Annotated in this window: 12 protein-coding genes and 1 pseudogene; 5 read left to right on the plus strand and 8 right to left on the minus strand. The window is 75.6% G+C overall.

Features of this window, described 5'->3' with window-relative positions; genetic code table 11:
- The first annotated feature begins 249 nt into the window (after nucleotides 1-249).
- The 4 genes from ABT006_RS07300 to ABT006_RS07315 are packed head-to-tail and all read left to right on the plus strand — an operon-like array spanning nucleotide 250 to nucleotide 3,415.
- Nucleotides 250-1,314, plus strand: coding sequence for an ABC transporter substrate-binding protein (locus tag ABT006_RS07300; protein WP_350703850.1), 1,065 nt, complete (start codon nucleotides 250-252; stop codon nucleotides 1,312-1,314).
- Entirely contained in the window at nucleotides 1,311-2,090 is a 780-nt protein-coding gene (locus ABT006_RS07305; RefSeq protein ID WP_350703852.1) for an ABC transporter ATP-binding protein, read from the plus strand. The genes ABT006_RS07300 and ABT006_RS07305 overlap by 4 nt, the downstream gene beginning before the upstream one ends.
- Nucleotides 2,080-2,964: an ABC transporter permease gene (locus ABT006_RS07310; protein ID WP_350703854.1), complete on the plus strand. Its 885-nt coding sequence runs from the start codon at nucleotides 2,080-2,082 to the stop codon at nucleotides 2,962-2,964. The genes ABT006_RS07305 and ABT006_RS07310 overlap by 11 nt, the downstream gene beginning before the upstream one ends.
- A gap of 1 nt (nucleotide 2,965) precedes the next feature.
- A complete protein-coding gene (locus ABT006_RS07315) occupies nucleotides 2,966-3,415 on the plus strand; it encodes an RrF2 family transcriptional regulator (RefSeq protein WP_350703856.1) in 450 nt (149 codons plus the stop codon).
- A gap of 199 nt (nucleotides 3,416-3,614) precedes the next feature.
- Here the strand turns inward: ABT006_RS07315 and ABT006_RS07320 are convergent, their stop codons facing one another.
- From ABT006_RS07320 to ABT006_RS07350, 7 genes and pseudogenes are all read right to left on the minus strand, one after another.
- Nucleotides 3,615-3,803, minus strand: coding sequence for a hypothetical protein (locus ABT006_RS07320; protein WP_350703858.1), 189 nt, complete (start codon nucleotides 3,801-3,803; stop codon nucleotides 3,615-3,617).
- A gap of 227 nt (nucleotides 3,804-4,030) precedes the next feature.
- The gene (locus ABT006_RS07325) at nucleotides 4,031-5,380 is read right to left on the minus strand and encodes a DEAD/DEAH box helicase (protein WP_350703860.1); all 1,350 of its coding nucleotides are present in this window, start codon (nucleotides 5,378-5,380) and stop codon (nucleotides 4,031-4,033) included.
- 222 nt (nucleotides 5,381-5,602) lie between these two features.
- Nucleotides 5,603-5,806, minus strand: a complete 204-nt coding sequence (locus ABT006_RS07330) for a cold-shock protein (RefSeq protein WP_067374184.1) — start codon at nucleotides 5,804-5,806, stop codon at nucleotides 5,603-5,605.
- A gap of 206 nt (nucleotides 5,807-6,012) precedes the next feature.
- Nucleotides 6,013-9,489 carry an ATP-dependent helicase gene (locus ABT006_RS07335; protein WP_350703862.1) on the minus strand — a complete coding sequence of 1,159 codons (3,477 nt, stop codon included), beginning with the start codon at nucleotides 9,487-9,489 and terminating at the stop codon, nucleotides 6,013-6,015.
- A 103-nt stretch (nucleotides 9,490-9,592) separates the two neighbouring features.
- Entirely contained in the window at nucleotides 9,593-13,144 is a 3,552-nt protein-coding gene (locus ABT006_RS07340) for an ATP-dependent helicase (protein WP_350703864.1), read from the minus strand.
- Between the two features lie 89 nt (nucleotides 13,145-13,233).
- Nucleotides 13,234-13,779, minus strand: a complete 546-nt coding sequence (locus ABT006_RS07345) for an LOG family protein (protein WP_350703865.1) — start codon at nucleotides 13,777-13,779, stop codon at nucleotides 13,234-13,236.
- A gap of 162 nt (nucleotides 13,780-13,941) precedes the next feature.
- Nucleotides 13,942-14,781, minus strand: a pseudogene (locus tag ABT006_RS07350) (LOG family protein); the annotation flags it as partial.
- A 155-nt stretch (nucleotides 14,782-14,936) separates the two neighbouring features.
- Between ABT006_RS07350 and ABT006_RS07355 the strand changes: the two are divergent.
- Nucleotides 14,937-15,101 carry a hypothetical protein gene (locus ABT006_RS07355; RefSeq protein ID WP_350703867.1) on the plus strand — a complete coding sequence of 55 codons (165 nt, stop codon included), beginning with the start codon at nucleotides 14,937-14,939 and terminating at the stop codon, nucleotides 15,099-15,101.
- 154 nt (nucleotides 15,102-15,255) lie between these two features.
- Here ABT006_RS07355 and dapE read toward each other — a convergent pair whose 3' ends face one another.
- Nucleotides 15,256-16,329, minus strand: coding sequence for a succinyl-diaminopimelate desuccinylase (dapE, locus tag ABT006_RS07360; RefSeq protein WP_350703868.1), 1,074 nt, complete (start codon nucleotides 16,327-16,329; stop codon nucleotides 15,256-15,258).
- Nucleotides 16,330-16,355 lie beyond the last annotated feature (26 nt).

Raw genomic sequence — 16,355 nt, forward strand, 5'->3', positions numbered from 1 at the left:
CGCGTCGGCACCCGCGCCATCGCCGACCTTCGGCCAGCCGCCGCGGCCGGCGTACCAACCGGCGCGCCCGCCGGTCCCGGCAGCCGGCGGCGACGCCGGGCCCGGCGGCCACGAAACCCATCCAACGGGTATAGATTGCCGCCTTTGCTGAGACGCCAGTCCCGTCATGTGGTTGACCCTTGACGCCAGCCCACCACCTGACCCACTCTTCCTACCAACTAAGTAGGAATACTGCGGATTGGATGGACGATGAGACGGCTCCCCATGCGTCGGTTGGTCTCCCTGGCCACCCTCGCCGTCGTCGGCGCGGCGACCCTGGGCACCGCCGCCGCCTGCGGCGACGACAGCGAGAGCGCGGGTGGCGGCTCCGGCCCGGTGACCCTGCGGCTCGGCTACTTTCCCAACATCACCCACGCGCCGGCGGTGGTCGGCGTGGAGAAGGGCATCTTCGCCGAGAAGCTCGGCACCGGCGTCACGCTGGAGACGAAGACCTTCAACGCCGGCCCCGCCGCGATCGAGGCGATCTTCTCCGGCGCGCTCGACGCCACGTACATCGGCCCGAACCCCACCGTGAACGCCTTCTCGAAGTCCAAGGGCGAGGCCGTCCGGGTCGTCTCCGGCGCGGCCTCCGGTGGCGTCGCGCTCGTGGTGAAGCCGGAGATCACGTCGGTCGAGCAACTGCGGGGCAAGAAGATCGCCACCCCGCAGCTCGGCAACACGCAGGACGTGGCGATCCGCCACTGGCTCAAGGAGAAGGGCCTCACGACGACCAAGGAGGGCGGCGGCGACGTCAAGATCGTCCCGCAGGAGAACGCCCAGACGGTGGAGACGTTCGGCAGTGGGGCGATCGACGGCGCCTGGGTGCCCGAGCCGTTCGTCTCCCGGCTGGTCAACGCCGGCGGGAAGGTGCTCGTCGACGAGCGCGACCTCTGGCCGGACGGCAAGTTCGTGATCACCAACCTGATCGTCAGCACCAAGTTCCTCAAGGCCCACCCCGACGTGGTGAAGAAGCTGGTCGAGGGGCAGGTGGCGGCGAACGAGTTCGTCAACGGCAAGCCCGACGAGTCGCAGCAGGCCGTCTCCGACCACATCGGCAAGATCAGCGGCAAGCCGCTGGACCTCAAGCTGATCAAGCAGGCCTGGCCGACGCTGGAGTTCACCAACGACCCCATCGCCTCCTCGCTGAAGACCGGGCTCGACCACGCCGTCGCGGTCGGGCTGACCCAGCCGGTCAGCCTCGACGGGCTCTACGACCTGACGCACCTCAACGAGGTGCTCAAGGGCCAGGGCAAGGCCGAGGTCGTGCAACCATGACGTCGACCACGACGGCGCCCCGCAGCGCGACCGGCCCGGTCGCGCTGCACGGCGTCACCAAGGTGTACGGGCGCGGGCCGAACGCCGTCCTCGCCCTGGACGGGGTCTCCCTCGACGTCGCGCCCGGCGAGTTCGTCTGCCTGGTCGGAGCCTCCGGCTGCGGCAAGAGCACGCTGCTCAACCTCGTGGCCGGCCTGGACCGGCCCAGCGGCGGGCGGATCGCCCTCGGCGAGGGGGTCGAGCCGGGGTTGATGTTCCAGGAGCCGGCCCTCTTCCCCTGGCTGACCGTCGAGGGCAACGTCGAGGTGCCGCTCAGGCTGCGCGGGCTGCCCCGGGCCGCGCGCCGGGAACGGGTCGCCGAACTGCTGGGCACGGTGCACCTGGCCGACTTCGGCCGCAAGCGCCCCCACGAGCTCTCCGGCGGCATGCGCCAGCGGGTGGCGCTGGCCCGCACCCTCGCCCTGGACACGCCGGTGCTGCTGATGGACGAGCCGTTCGGCGCGCTGGACGCGATGACCCGCGACATCCTGCACGACGAGCTGGAACGGATCTGGGCCGAGCGGCGGCTCACCGTGCTCTTCGTGACGCACAACGTCCGCGAGGCGGCCCGGCTCGCCGACCGGATCATCCTGCTCTCCAGCCGACCCGGCCGGATCATCTGGTCCACCCCGGTCGACGTGCCCCGGCCGCGACGCATCGACTCCCCCGAGGTCGCCGCGGTCGCCGCCGAGGTCACCGACCGCCTGCGTACGGAGGTGGGCCGCCATGGCCGGTGACACCCTCGCCGCCGTCCCGCGTACCGACGCGGAGATCTCGGGGCTGGACGCCCTGGAACTGGCCGGCCGGGAGCAGAGCCGGCCGCGGGCCGCCCGGCTCTGGGCCGCGACCTGGCCGAAGCTGGCCGCGCTCAGCATCGCCGTCGGCGCGTGGCAGGTCGTGGTCTGGACCGGCTGGAAGCCCGAGTACGCGTTGCCCGGCCCGGCCGCCGTCGGGCAGGAACTGCTCCGGCAGGTCAGCGGCGTCCAGCTCTGGGACGGACTCGCCACCACGCTGCGCCGGGCGGCGGTCGGCTACGTGTTCTCGGTCGCCGTGGGCCTGCTGGTCGGCCTCGCGGTGGCCCGGTCGCGGATCCTGCGGGCGGCGATCGGCTCGATGATCACGGCACTGCAGACCATGCCCTCGATCGCCTGGTTCCCGCTGGCGATCCTGCTCTTCGAGCTGAGCGAGAAGGCGATCTTCTTCGTGGTGGTGCTCGGCGCCGCGCCGTCCATCGCCAACGGCGTGATCGCCGGTGTGGACTACGTGCCGCCGCTGCTGCTGCGCGCCGGCCGCAACCTCGGCGCCCGGGGGCTGAACCTGTACCGGTACGTCATCGCGCCCGCCGCGCTGCCGGCCATCGTGGCCGGCCTCAAGCAGGGCTGGGCGTTCTCCTGGCGCAGCCTGATGGCCGGCGAGCTGATCGTGGTCGGCATCTCGCAGACCTCGCTGGGCGCCCAGCTGACCTACTCCCGGGAGCTGTCGGACTCGCCCTGGCTGATCTCCACCATGATCGTGATCCTGGTCCTGGGCCTGGTGGTCGACGCCGCGTTCGGGGCGGCCGACAAGGCGATCCGGCGCCGCTGGGGCGTGCTGGACCAGGCCGGTCAGTGACGTGTACGTCTCCGCGCGCAGCGACTACGCGCTCCAGGCCATGCTCGCCGTCGCCGCCGCCGACCCGGTCGGCGGCGGCGGGCTGGTCAAGGCCGCAGCCCTGGCCGGCCGCCAGGACATCCCGCTGAGCTTCCTCCAGGGCATCCTGGTCGACCTGCGCCGGGCCGGCCTGCTGCACAGCCACCGCGGCACGGACGGCGGGTACACCCTCGCCCGCCCCGCGGCCGAGATCAGCGTCGGCGACGTGCTCCGCGCGGTGGGCGGATCGCTGACGACGGTCCGCGGGCTGCCGGCCGAACAGGCCGGCTACCGGGGCGCGGCGACCGGCCTCCGGGACGTCTGGCTGGCCGTGCACGGGGCGGTCGCCCTGGTGGTCGACCGGACCACCCTCGCCGACCTGCTGGGCACGCAGCACCCGGCGGTTGACACGCGGCAGACCCCCACCCGCTGACCGCCGGCTCCCGGCGGCGGCCCCGCCGCGGCGCTCGGACGGTGGCGGCCCAGCGGGCGGCGCTGGCGGCCCAGCGGGCGGCGCTGGCGGCCCAGCGGGCGGCGCTGGCGGCCCAGCGGGCGGCGCTGGGCGACGGCAATGGCCCAGGGCGACGGCGCGGCCCGGGGCGACGGCGGTGGCTCACGGCGACGGCGGTGAGTCAGCCGGCGATGGTGGTCGGCCCCCCGGTCGGGCTGTGCAGCTCGACCGGAGCGGCCGGAGCGGCCCCGTCCGGGGTGGCGTGCCACGGCGTGAAGACCGCGACCATGGCGAGCAGCAGCCCGGCGAGCGCGACCGCGAGCACCAGCAGCAGTTCACGCACCGCGCCCGTGCCGACGTCGCTCGCCATGATCACCCCTCCCGCGCCGGGCGGTCCCGCCCGGGTCGTTCCCCCCGGCCCCCAGCTTCCACCACCACCGGCCACCGGAACAGTCACCGATCGGACGTAACGTCCGCTGATTCCCGACTCAGCCGGCGCCGGTCTGGAACGGGTGTTCACGGACCGTCACGACCGGTCCGGTACGGGTGCCTGCCCACACCCGAGACCGACCGGGCCGGGCCGAGGGCGGGCGGGCGTCAGGAGGCGCGGGGCGTCCGGGGCCGCCGCGGCCGGCGGGGCCGCCCCGAGGCGCGGTGCGGAGACCGGCCACCCTCGCCGGCACGCCCGCCCTCGCCGGCCCGGCCACCCGAGCGTCCGGCGGCCGACGTGGCGGCGGCGGCCTGCGGCGGGGGCGGCGCGATCGTCACCGGCACCCCGGACGGCTCACGGGCGCCGGTCACCCGGGCCAGTGCCTCGTCGCCGGGGCGTACCTGGACGGACTCGGGGCGGATGCCGGCAGTGCTCATCAGCCGGGACACGTCCCGGCGCTGCTCGGGCAGGACCAGGGTGACCACCGTGCCCGACTCCCCCGCCCGGGCGGTACGCCCACCGCGGTGCAGGTAGTCCTTCGCCTCGGTGGGCGGGTCCACGTTGACCACCAGGTCCAGCCCGTCGACGTGGATGCCCCGGGCCGCCACGTCGGTGGCGACCAGCGCGGTCACCTGCCCCGTGCGGAACTGCTCCAGGATCCGGGTGCGCTGCGGCTGCGACTTGCCGCCGTGCAGCGCGGCCGCGCGTACGCCCTTGGCCAACAGTTGGCGGGCGACCCGGTCGGCGCGGTGCTTGGTGCCCATGAACAGGATGGTGCGTCCCTCGCGGGCGGCGATCCAGGTCAGCGCGGCCGGCTTGTCCGCCGCGTCGACGTGCAGGACGTGGTGGGTCATCGCGGTCACGGTGGCGGTGCCCGGGTCGACCGAGTGCGAGACCGGGTCGGTGAGGAAGCGGCGGACCAGCTTGTCCACGCCGCCGTCCAGAGTGGCCGAGAAGAGCATCCGCTGCCCGTCCGGGGCGACCTGCTCCAGCAGCTTCGTCACCTGCGGCAGGAAGCCCATGTCGGCCATCTGGTCGGCCTCGTCGAGCACGGTGATCGCGACCTGGTCCAGCCGGGCGTCGCCGCGGTTGATCAGGTCGTGCAGCCGCCCGGGGGTGGCCACGACCAGTTCGGCGCCCGCGCGCAGGGCGTCCGCCTGGCGCTGCAGCGACAGGCCGCCGACGACGGTGGCGCAGCGCAGCCCGACGGCCCGGGCGTACGGGTCGAGTGCGGTGGTGACCTGCTGAGCCAGCTCCCGGGTCGGCACCAGCACCAGGGCCAGCGGCCGGCCCGGGCGGGCCCGGCGGCCGGCGGTGCGCGACAGCACGGGGAGCCCGAAGGCGAGGGTCTTGCCGGAGCCGGTACGGCCCCGGCCGAGCACGTCCCGGCCGGCGAGCGAGTCCGGCAGCGTCGCCGCCTGGATCGGGAACGGCTCGGTGATGCCCTGGGCGGCCAGCTCGGCGAGCAGCGCCGGGGCCAGCCCGGTATGGGCGAACGACGGTACGACGGTGGTCATGCGGAAGCCTTCCTCGACGCGGCACGTGTCGAGGGAGGGCGCCAAAGGCGGCGCTGTCACCGGCGGACCAGGCCGCGGGTGACTCACAAGCACGAACCGAAAGGGGTACGGGCCGGCCCGCCGCCGCGTTCCGCCGCCTGCGTACGCAGGTGGACGGCGGGGCGGACCGGTCCCGTCACCACGCCCGGAGGGCGCGGTGGGTGTTACGCGAAGATCCGAAGATCAGAGCGGGCGGATGTTCTCCGCCTGCGGGCCCTTCTGGCCCTGGGTCACCTCGAACTCGACCCGCTGGTTCTCGTCCAGGCTCCGGTAGCCGGAGGTCTGGATGGCCGAGAAGTGGGCGAAGACGTCGGCGCCGCCGCCGTCCGGGGTGATGAAGCCGAAGCCCTTGTCAGCGTTGAACCACTTGACGGTGCCAATAGCCATTTTTGTCTCGTCTCCTTGACGGAACGTCGGGCCCGCACCTGTTGCGGGCCCGAAGAGGAGCGCGCCAGGCGGAACTGCCTGACTCGCCTGTCGCTTCTGGTCGCCCCGCCCGGAGAACTCCGGACACAACAAAGAGCGCCTGGGGCCACAATCCTCCAGGCGCACACAGAGTCTCTGGGAACCATAACTGCAACCCGACCAACCTATCACGGATTCGCCGGATGACCATCGTCTGCCGGGTTTTCCGGCACCGAGGTGATCAGCGCGGTGAGCCCGTCGACGTCGAGCAGGTCGGCCGGGCGCACGGTGACGTCGTCGCGCACGTAGTGGAACGCCGCGCCGACCCGCTCCACCGGCACCCCGGCCAGCTCCGCCCAGGCCAGCCGGTAGACCGCGAGCTGCACCGCGGCCACCTCGGCGGCGGGTCCGGCCGGCTGCCGGCCGGTCTTCCAGTCGACCACGTCGAACCGCCCGCCGGGGCGGGCGAAGACCGCGTCCATCCGGCCCCGCACCACCACCCCGGCGATCACCGTGGCGAACGGCACCTCCACCTCGACCGGCACCCGGTCGGCCCACTCGCTGGCCAGGAAGCGCTCCTGGAGTTCGGCGAGCGCCTCGTCAGGCGCGGCGTCCGCGTCGGCCGCGCCCGGCAGCTCGTCCAGGTCGAGCAGCCGGTCGGCGCCGAACCGCTGCTCCAGCCATGTGTGGAAGGCGGTGCCCCGGCGGGCGTACGGGCTCGGCTCGGTGGGCACCGGACGGCGCAGCGCCCGGGCCAGCGCCGCCGGATCCCGGCGCAGCGCCACCAGCTGGGTCACCGAGAGCTGCCCGGGCAGCGCCACCTCGACCGCGCCGGCCTGCCGGGTCAGCTCGGCCCGCTCGGCGAGCAGCAGGTCGGCCTCCCGCCGCCACCGCGCGAGGTCCGGGTCGCCGGCCGGCGGCTCAGCTCCCGCCCCGGCGGCGTCGTCGCCGTCGGCCGGCCGTTCCGGGCCCGCCCCGTCACCGGGTTCCGGGCCGGCCGCGCCCCGCCCGCCGGCCGGCGGGCGGCCCGCCGCGTCGCCGTCGGCGAGGAAGCGGCGGACCAGGACGGCTGCCTCGGCCAGTGCCGGGCGGCGGGCGCCGAGCGGATCGGCCGGCCACTCGGCGCGGAGCACCACCTCGGTGGTCGGGTTGACCGCGTCGCCCGGCGGCTCCGGCGCCCACTCGTCGACCAGGTGCCCCGCGCGGCCGTCCAGGCAGGCGTCGTGCACCTCCCGCAGCAGCACCGACGGGCCGCGCGGCCGCTTGGTCCCCTCCCCCCACCAGTGGCCGGAGCAGAGCAGCAGCCGGCGGGGCCGGGTCACCGCCACGTACGCCAGCCGGCGCTCCTCCCGCTCGTCGTGCGCCCGCCAGGCGTCGGTGAAGTCCTCCAGCGCCCGGGCCACCCCGCGCTGGTCCTCGGTGCCGCCCAGGCCCAGCTCGGGCAGCCCGTCGGCGTCGCCGCGCAGCGGGAACGGCAGCACCCCGAGCCCGCCCAGCCAGTGGTCGGAGTTGCGCACCGGCCCCGGCCACACGCCCCGGCTCAGCCCGGCCACCGCGACCACGTCCCACTCCAGGCCCTTCGCGGCGTGCGCGGTGAGGATCTGCACCGCCCCCTCGACCACCTCCACCTCGCCCGGGCTGAGGCCGCGCTCCTCGTCCTCGGCGGCGGCGAGGTAGGCCAGGAAGCCCGACAGGGTGGCGCCCGGCGTCTCGCCGCCGAACCGGGCGGCGACGTCGCCGAGCGCGTCCAGGTGGCCCCGGGCCAGGCCGGCGTCCCCGGCGCCGTCCCGGCCGGCGCGTACGGCCACCTCCACGTCCAGGCCGATCGTGCGCTCGATGTCCGCGATCAGCTCCGGCAGGGACTGGTCCAGCCGGTAGCGCAGCAGCCCCAGCTCCCGGGCGTACGCGCGCAGCCGCGCGTAGCCCTCCGCCGAGTACGCCTGCGCCGGGCCGAGGTCGGCCAGCGCCTCGACCAGGGTCGCCTCGTCGAGCAGGTCGGGGGTGATCTCCGGGCTGCCGTCGTCGGCGAGCTTCCGCCGGGCGGCGGCGATGCCCTTCGCCCGCCGGTGCAGAGCCACCAGGTCACGCGGGCCGATCCGCCAGCGCGCCCCGGTCAGCAGCCGCAGCAGGGCCGCCCCGTCCGTCGGGTCCGCCAGCACCCGCAGCGTGCACACCACGTCGCGCACCTCGGGGGTGTCCAGCAGGCCGCCCAGGCCGACCACCTCGACGGGCAGCCCGCGCTCGCGCAGTGCCGACTCGATCGCGGGGATCTGACTGCGCAGCCGCACGAGCACGGCCGTCGTCGGCCGCAGCGGCACCGGGATGTGCTCGGGCAGCGCCCCGGGCATGGCAGCCGCCCCGCGCCAGGCGTGCAGCACGCTGTCGGCGATCCAGTCGGCCTCGTCGGCGTACGTCGGGAGCAGGGCGCAGTGGACGGTGCCGCCGGCGGCGCCGCGGGCGCTGCGGTGCGGCACCGGGTCCTTGACGCTCATCGCGGCGTGCAGCTCCGGCACCCGGGCGCCGGCGGCCCGCAGCGGGGTGGCCAGGGCGTTGGCGACGCCGAGGATCTCGGGGCGGTTGCGCCAGCTCGTGGTGAGGCCGAGCACCTCGGCCGGCGCGCCGTCGGCGCGGGCGAACTCCGTGGGGAAGCGGTCCAGGGTGCCGGCGCTCGCCCCCCGCCAGCCGTAGATCGACTGGCACGGGTCACCGACCGCGGTCACCGGGTGCCCGCCGCCGAACAGCGCGTTGAGCAGCACCACCTGGGCGTGGCTGGTGTCCTGGTACTCGTCCAGCAGCACCACCCGGAAGCGGTCCCGCTCGATCTCGCCGACCCCCGGGTGGTCCCGGGCCACCCGGGCCGCCCGGGCGAGCTGGTCGGCGAAGTCCATCGCCTCGAAGTCCTCCTTCCGCCGGGCGTACGCGCGCACCAGCGGGAGCAGCTTCAGCCGGGTCTGCTGGAGGGCCAGGGCCTTGCGCACGTCGGCGTAGACCCGGCCGGGGCGGGCCTGCACCTCGGCGAAGAACCGGCCCGTCCAGGCGGCCAGCTCGTCCGGGTCGACCAGGTGCTCGTCCAGCTCGCCGGCGAGCGCCAGCACGGCGTCGGTGACCGTGCTCGGCATCCGGTCCACCTCGGACATGTCGCCGTCGTAGTTGCGCACCAGCAGGTCGACGAGCTGCCAGCGGGACGCCTCGGTGAGCAGCCGGGTGGACGGCTCGTAGCCGGCCCGCAGCCCGTGCTCGGTGACGATCCGGCCCGCGTACGAGTGGTAGGTGGAGACGGTCGGCTCCCCCGCCAGCGGGTCGTCGAGCGGGTCCCGCCCCCGCCGCCCCAGCCGCCGCACCAACTGGTCGAGCCGCGTACGCACCCGGTGCGCCAGCTCGCCGGCGGCCTTGCGGGTGAAGGTGAGCCCGAGCACCTGCTCCGGCCGCACGTGCGAGTTGGCGACCAGCCAGACCACCCGGGCCGCCATCGTCTCGGTCTTGCCCGAGCCCGCGCCCGCGACCACCAGCAGGGGCTCCACGGGCGCGGCGATGATGGCCGCCTGCTCCCGGGTGGGCGCCGGCAGCCGCAGCAGCTTCGCCAGCTCCACCGGCGTGTACCGGGGGCCGGCGTCGGCGACCCGGGGCGCCGGTGTCGCCGTGCCGAACAGGGCGGGCTGGGTCACCGCTCCGCCTCAGTTCGCGACTGCGGGGCTCGCAAACTCACTCCTCACACTCACGGTGCCGTCCTGGCTCGCGGCCGCCGGGCTCGCAACCTCATCCTCAGGCTCACGGTTGGTCGGGGCGGCGGGCGGTCGGCGGCTCGACCACCTGGCGGCCCTGCCCGGACACAGGGCAGCTCGACCGCACCGGGCAGACCCGGCACTTCGAGTTGGCGACGGCGGCGAACGTGGCGGCGGCCATCGTATCGGCGGTGCGCCGCACCAGCGCGGTCGCCCAGCCGGCCTCCGGGCCCTCCCCGGCCGGTGGCTGGCTCTGCTCCTTCGCGTCCTTCGCCCCGGTGCCGAGCTGCACGAGCGCCGCCCCGCCGGACTCCTCGCCGAACTCGGCGAACGCTCCCGCCTCGACCGCCGCCTGGTACGCACCGAGCTGCGGGTGCTCGGCCAGGTCGTGCGCGGTGACCGCGGTGGACTTCCCGGTCTTCAGGTCGATCACGACCAGCCGGCCGTCGGCGTCGACCTCCAGCCGGTCCACCCGGCCGACCAGCTCGACGGGCCGGTGCGGGTCGTCGAGGCGCACCGCGAACTCGTGCTCGATCGCGAGCAGCCGGCGCGGGTTGGCCGCCAGCCAGCGCAGCAGCTTGTCGACCATCCCCTCGGCGCGGGCCCGCTCGGGCCCGACCATCCAGCGGGCGGCCAGCTCGATCGCGTCGAACCGGGCGGCGACGTAGTCCAGCAGGGCGCCCCGGTCGACGCTCGCGTCCTCGGCGAGCATCGCGGCGGCGTGCACGAGGTTGCCGACCCCCTGGGCGGCGCTGGCCGGGGCGCTGCCGCCGTGCCGCTCCAGCAGCCAGCGCAGGCTGCACCGCAGCGCGCTCTCCATGCCCGACGGGGTGACCCGGACCGGCTCCCCCTCGCCGACGAGCGGGCGGTCGTCGGAGAGCTGCCGCAGCCCCCACCAGTCGTCCGGGTGCGCGCCGGCCACCCCGGCGGCCGCGAGGCGGGCCAACTCGGCCGCCGCCGCCTGCCGCCGGGCGTAGGGCGCGTCCGGGTCGCTGACCGCCGTACGCAACTCCGCGACCAGCGCCGGCAGGGTGAGCGCGCGGGGCGGCCGGCTCACCGGCAGCGTCCTCGGCCGGTCCGGTTCCTCCTCGGCCGCCGTCACCGGGCCGTCGCCCGCCCCCGCCCCGGCTCCTGGCCGGTCCGGGCTCGACCCGCCCGACGTCGAACCGGCCCGCGCCGGCTCGGCCGAAGTCGGCGCCGCGGGGTCACCGGCCTGCGTCGGCCCGGACGGGTCCGGCCGGCCGGGCGGGGAGCCGTCGTCCGGCGCGGGCGGGTCGGTCGGGCCCAGCTCGTAGAGGAAACGGCTCGGCTGTTCCTCGTGGTCGTCGCCGCCGACAGCGGCGGAGGCGACCGCGCTGACCAGCAGTCGACGCCGGGCCCGGGTGACCGCCACGTGGAACAGCCGCCGCTCCTCGTCGAGCAGCGCCGAGGTCTGCCCGACCAGGGTGGCCACCGTGCCGGCGCCGGCCGCCCGGCCGGCGAGCACGTCGACCAGCCGCTCGGAGCCGAGCAGGCTGCCGCGCAGCCGCAGGTCGGGCCAGACGCCCTCCTGCACCCCGGCGACCGCCACCAGGTCCCACTCCAGCCCCTTCGCGGCGTGCGCGGTGAGCAGCCGGACCGCCTCACCCCGGTCGGCGGTGGGGGCGATCGTGTCAGCCGGCAGGTCCTGGCCGAGGACGTGGTCGAGGAAGACCTCGGTGCGCGCGCCGGGCAGCCGGTCCGTGAACCGGGCCGCCGCGTCGAAGAGCACCATCACGGCATCGAGGTCCCGGTCGGCGGCCTCGGCGCGCCGGCGCCGGGCCACGTCCCCCTCGCCGGCCACCGTCTGGCCCCGGCCGATCGCGGCGGACCACAGCTCGGCCAACCCGCTGGCCCGCCAGACCGCCCACAGCACGTCCTCCGCGGTGGCGCCGGGCCGGGCGGCGGTCTCCCGGGCGACGGCCAGCAGGCCGGCCACCGTCTGCGCCGGCTCGGCCCAGCGCCGCTCGATACCGGCCAGCTCGGCCGGGTCGCGCAGCGCCTCGACGATCAGCTCGCCCGAGGGCCGGCGGTCGCCGGCGGCCAGCGCCAGGGCCCGCAGCCCCTGCCGCAGCCGCCGCTCGGCCAGCGGATCGGCGCCGCCGAGCGGCGAGTGCAGCAGGGCGACGGCGGCCTCCTCGTCGAGCCGCTCGGGCTCCAGCGCGCAGCGCAACAGGAGCAGCAGCGGCGCGACCGCCGGTTGCAGGTGCAGCGGCAGGTCCTCGCCGTGCACCACGGTGGGCACCCCGGCGGCGTGCAGCGCGCGTTGCAGCGAGGGCAGCTGCCGCCCGGTGGACCGCACCAGCACGGCCATCTCCGACCACGGCACGCCGCCGAGCAGGTGCGCCTCGCGCAGGGCGTGGGCCAGCCAGGCCGCCTCGCTGGTGGCCGAGCGGAAGGTGCGCACCTCCACCGAGCCCGGTGGCGCGGCGGGCAGCGGGTGCAGCCTGCGGTGCGCCGCCGGACCGCGCAGCCGCCGCGCCAGCCGGCCGGACGCGGCGAGCAGCCGGGGGCCGGCCCGGTAGGAGGTGGTCAGCACCACCTGCGCCGCGGGCGCCCCGGAGGCGGTGCGGAAGCGGTGCGGGAACGTGGTCACCACGGCGGGGTCCGCGCCGCGGAAGGCGTACGTGGACGAATCAGGGTCGGCGAACGCGACGAGGGACTTGCCGCCGCCGGCCACCGTCGCGAGCAGTTCCTGCTGGGCGGGATCGGTGTCGGCCAGCTCGTCGACGTAGACGTACGCCAGCCGGCGTCGCTCGGCCGCGAGCAGCTCGGGGTCGTCGAGCAGCATCCCGGTGGCGGCCCGGACCAGCTCGGCCGGGTCGTATGCGACGGAGCCGCGGTTGCTGACGTCGCGCAGGGCGAGCACGGCCACGTACTCCCGGAGGAAGCGCGCGGCGGCCGGCCAGTCGGCGCGGCCGAGCTTCTCGCCCAGCCGGGCCAGCTCGACGGGGCCGACCCCGCGCTCGGCGGCGCGCATCAGCAGGTCGCGCAGTTGTGCCGCGAAAGCCCGGGTGCGCAGCGCGGGGCGCAGGTCCTCCGGCCAGCCGACCGGGTCGTCGCCCGGTTCCTCGCCGACCACGTCGAGCAGCTCGCGGATGATCAGATCCTGCTCGGGGCCGGTGAGCAGCCGGGGGGACGGCTCTCCCCGCTCGGCCGCGGCCCGGCGCAGCAGCCCGAAGGCGTACGCCGGGAAGGTGCGCACCAGCGGCTCGCGCAGCACGCGGTGCCCGCCCCCGGCGGCCCGGGCCTCGATCCGCTGGCGCAGCGCGGTGGCGCCCCGGCGGCCGAAGGTGAGCACCAGGATCCGCTCCGGGTCGACGCCCTCGGCCACCCGCGCGGCGACCGCCTCGACCAGGGTGCTGGTCTTGCCCGTGCCGGGGCCGCCGAGCACCAGCATCGGCCCGTCGGTGTGCGCGACGACCTCCGCCTGGCGCGGGTCGGTCAGCCGCGCCGTCCCCCGGTGCGCGGCACCGCCGGCCGGCCCACCTGGCCGCCCGTCCCCCCGGGCCGGCCCACCGGACCGGTGGCCCCCCGGGGCCGCCTCGGCGGGCCGGCGCACCAGCCGGTACGCCTGCATCCCCCCATCCCACCACGCCGGTACGACACCCCCACCCCGCCACCCCGCCCCGCCCCGCACGGCGCGGAACGGAGCAGGGTGGGGGTGGCTCAGGTCAGGCGGAGTTCGAGGGCGTCCAGGGCGGCGGGGACCGTGTCGGTCACGGTGAGCAGGTCGAGCCCGGCGGGCTTGAGGAAGGTCTGGTCGGCCAGGGCGCGCAGCCAGTCGAGCATCGGGCGGTAGAAGCCGTCGGTGTCGACCAGCACCATCGGCTTGGCGTGCAGGGCGAGCGTCGCCGTCGTCCAGACCTCGAACAGCTCGTCGAGGGTGCCGAGGCCGCCGGGCAGCGTGAGGAACGCGTCCGACTTGTCGATCATCAGAGTCTTGCGACTGGCCATCGAGTCGGTCACGAGCAGCTCGTCCGACGCCAGGTCGGCGACCTCCAGGTCGACCAGCGACTGCGGGATCACCCCGATCGTCCGCCCGCCGGCGGCCCGCGCGCCGTCCGCCAACGCGCCCATCATGCCGACGCACCCACCCCCGCTGACCAGCGTGTGCCCACGCCGGGCGATCTCCGCGCCCGTCTCGGCCGCGAGGTCGAGCCAGCGGCGGTCGAGCGTACGGGAGGAGGCGCAGAACACGCAGATCGCCGCCACGCCTCAGCGCTCCCCGCTCGCGTCGCCCGCCCGGCGCTGCCCGGCCGACGCGGCCCCGGCCGACGCACCGCCACCCGACGCACCGCCACCCGACGCACCGCCACCCGACGTGGCGCCGCCGGGCACGTCGGCGCCGCCGGTCGACCCGCCGCCGGTCGCCGCCCCGGCCGTGGCGGCGGCCTGCTGCTCGGCGGCGGCGACGGCCACGGCCTCCTCGCGGACCGCCTCCTGCTCGGCGGAGAGCGCGGCCTCGGCCTCCACGATGTGCCGGACCGCCGCGTCGACGTCGTCGGTCACGCAGATCAGTTCCAGGTCGATCGACCCGATCTTGCCGTCGGCGGCCATGGTGTCCCGCAACCAGTCGAGCAGGCCACGCCAGTAGTCGGCGCCCATCAGCACCACCGGGAACCGGGTGACCTTGCCCGTCTGCACCAGGGTGAGCGCCTCGAAGAGCTCGTCCATGGTGCCGAACCCGCCGGGCAGCACGACGAACGCCTGCGCGTACTTGACGAACATCGTCTTGCGGGCGAAGAAGTAGCGGAAGTCGATCGCCAGGTCGACCCAGTCGTTGAGGCCCTGCTCGAAGGGAAGCTCGATGCCGAGCCCGACGGATAGCCCGCCCGCCTCGCTGGCACCCCGGTTGGCCGCCTCCATCACGCCCGGCCCGCCGCCGGTGATCACCGCGTAGCCTGCCCGGGCCAGGGCCCCGCCCAGCGCCTCGGCCAGCCGGCACTCCGGGCTCTCCGGCCGGCTGCGGGCGGAGCCGAAGACGCTCACCGCCGGGGGCAGGTCGGCGAGGGTGTCGAAGCCCTCCACGAACTCGGAGAGGATGCGCAGGGCCCGCCAGGCGTCCTTGGTCTTCCAGTCGCCGCGCCCCCGCGAGTCGAGCAGGCGCTGGTCGGCGGTGCTGCTCGGGATCGCCTGCCGACGCAGTGTCACGGCCCCCCGGTGCCGTTCCCGTCCCGGCTCGCGGCCGGCCTCCCGCCCGTTGCTCTGACCCATGGGAGCAACCGTAGTGGAGCGACACCCGCCGGGTGCGCGGGGCGACGAGCCCGGAAATTAGTTCCGGATCATGGGCAACTAATTCGGTCGCCCGTACGTCTTACTATTCACATACCGGGTATGCCCCGGCGCGCGCCTTCGGGGGAGGAGCCAGCGTGATCAGCAACAGCGAGATGATCCGGATCCGGCGACAGATGCAGCGCCGGATCCGCGACGTGGTGGCCGAGCGCCGCCGCGCCCGCCTGATGGAGCCGTCCGCCGCCGACCAGGGCGGTCCGGCCGACGCCCGGCCCACCGCCGACGCGTCCGCCACCGTCTGACCGCACCAGCACCGTCCGACCGCACCGACGACCCGCGACCGGGAGGTTCGCGTCACCGGGCACCGCCCGGCCGACGCGGGCCTCCCGGTCGCACATGGGGCGGCCACCGGGGGCGGGCGGCCGGCAGGCGCCGGGACGACCGCCCAGGAGGCCGTCAGGCGGGGGCGAGCCAGCGGTGCAGCGTGGCGGCGCCGTCCCGGATCTTGCTGATCTCGACGTGCTCGTCCGGGTGGTGGGCCAGGTTCGGGTCGCCGGGGCCGAAGTTCAGGGCCGGGATGCCCATCGCCGCGAACCGGGCCACGTCCGTCCAGCCCAGCTTGCCGATCGGGGCGGCACCGACCGCCGCGAGGAACTCCCGGGCCGGGGCCGCCTCCAGCCCGGGCGGGGCACCGGCGGCCGAGTCGGTGACCCGCACGTCGAAGCCGGCGAAGACCTCCCGCACGTGCGCCTCGGCCTCGGCCGGCGTACGGTCCGGCGCGAACCGGTAGTTGACCTCGACTTCGCACCGGTCCGGCACCACGTTGCCGGCCACGCCGCCGTTGATGCGGACCGCGTTCATCCCCTCCCGGTAGTCGCAGCCGTCGATGGTGACGCGCCGCGCCTCGTACCGGGTCAGCCGGTCGAGCACCTCGCCCGCCGCGTGGATCGCGTTCACTCCGTGCCACGAGCGGGCCGAGTGGGCGCGTACGCCGGTGGTGGTGACGATCACCCGCATGGTGCCCTGGCAGCCCGCCTCGACGATCCCGTACGTCGGCTCCAGCAGCACCGCGAAGTCCGCCTCCAGCCACTCCGGGTGCGCCTCGGCGACGAGGAAGAGGCCGTTGTACTTCGACTCGATCTCCTCGGCCTCGTAGAAGAAGTACGTCACGTCGTAGCGCGGGTCCGGCAGCGTCACCGCCAGGTGCAGCGCGTACGCCACCCCGGACTTCATGTCGGAGGTGCCGCAGCCGTACATCAGGTCGCCGCGCATGCTCGACGGGAAGTTGTTGTTCAGCGGCACCGTGTCCAGGTGGCCGGCGAGCACGATCCGCTGGTCCCGACCCAGGTCGGTCCGCGCCATCACCGTGTTGCCGTGCCGGTAGGTGGTCAGGTGCGGCACGCCCCGCAGCACCTCCTCCACGCAGTCGGCGATGGCCTTCTCGTCGAGGGACACGGACTCTATGTCGACCAGCGCACGGGTCAGGGCCACCGGATCGGCCAGGACCTCGGGGGTCAGCGGGTTCTCCATGGTTCGCACGGTACCGTCAGGTCGGG

This window comes from Micromonospora sp. NPDC002717, from assembly GCF_040295705.1.
Taxonomy (GTDB): domain Bacteria; phylum Actinomycetota; class Actinomycetes; order Mycobacteriales; family Micromonosporaceae; genus Micromonospora.

Bases quoted from the DNA above. Each gene is read 5' to 3' on its own strand.
- ABT006_RS07325 (WP_350703860.1), bottom strand. From the start codon at position 5,380: ATGACCACCGTCGTACCGTCGTTCGCCCATACCGGGCTGGCCCCGGCG.
- ABT006_RS07330 (WP_067374184.1), bottom strand. From the start codon at position 5,806: ATGGCTATTGGCACCGTCAAGTGGTTCAACGCTGACAAGGGCTTCGGC.
- ABT006_RS07340 (WP_350703864.1), bottom strand. From the start codon at position 13,144: ATGCAGGCGTACCGGCTGGTGCGCCGGCCCGCCGAGGCGGCCCCGGGG.
- ABT006_RS07305 (WP_350703852.1), top strand. From the start codon at position 1,311: ATGACGTCGACCACGACGGCGCCCCGCAGCGCGACCGGCCCGGTCGCG.
- ABT006_RS07320 (WP_350703858.1), bottom strand. From the start codon at position 3,803: ATGGCGAGCGACGTCGGCACGGGCGCGGTGCGTGAACTGCTGCTGGTG.
- ABT006_RS07300 (WP_350703850.1), top strand. From the start codon at position 250: ATGAGACGGCTCCCCATGCGTCGGTTGGTCTCCCTGGCCACCCTCGCC.
- dapE (WP_350703868.1), bottom strand. From the start codon at position 16,329: ATGGAGAACCCGCTGACCCCCGAGGTCCTGGCCGATCCGGTGGCCCTG.
- ABT006_RS07310 (WP_350703854.1), top strand. From the start codon at position 2,080: ATGGCCGGTGACACCCTCGCCGCCGTCCCGCGTACCGACGCGGAGATC.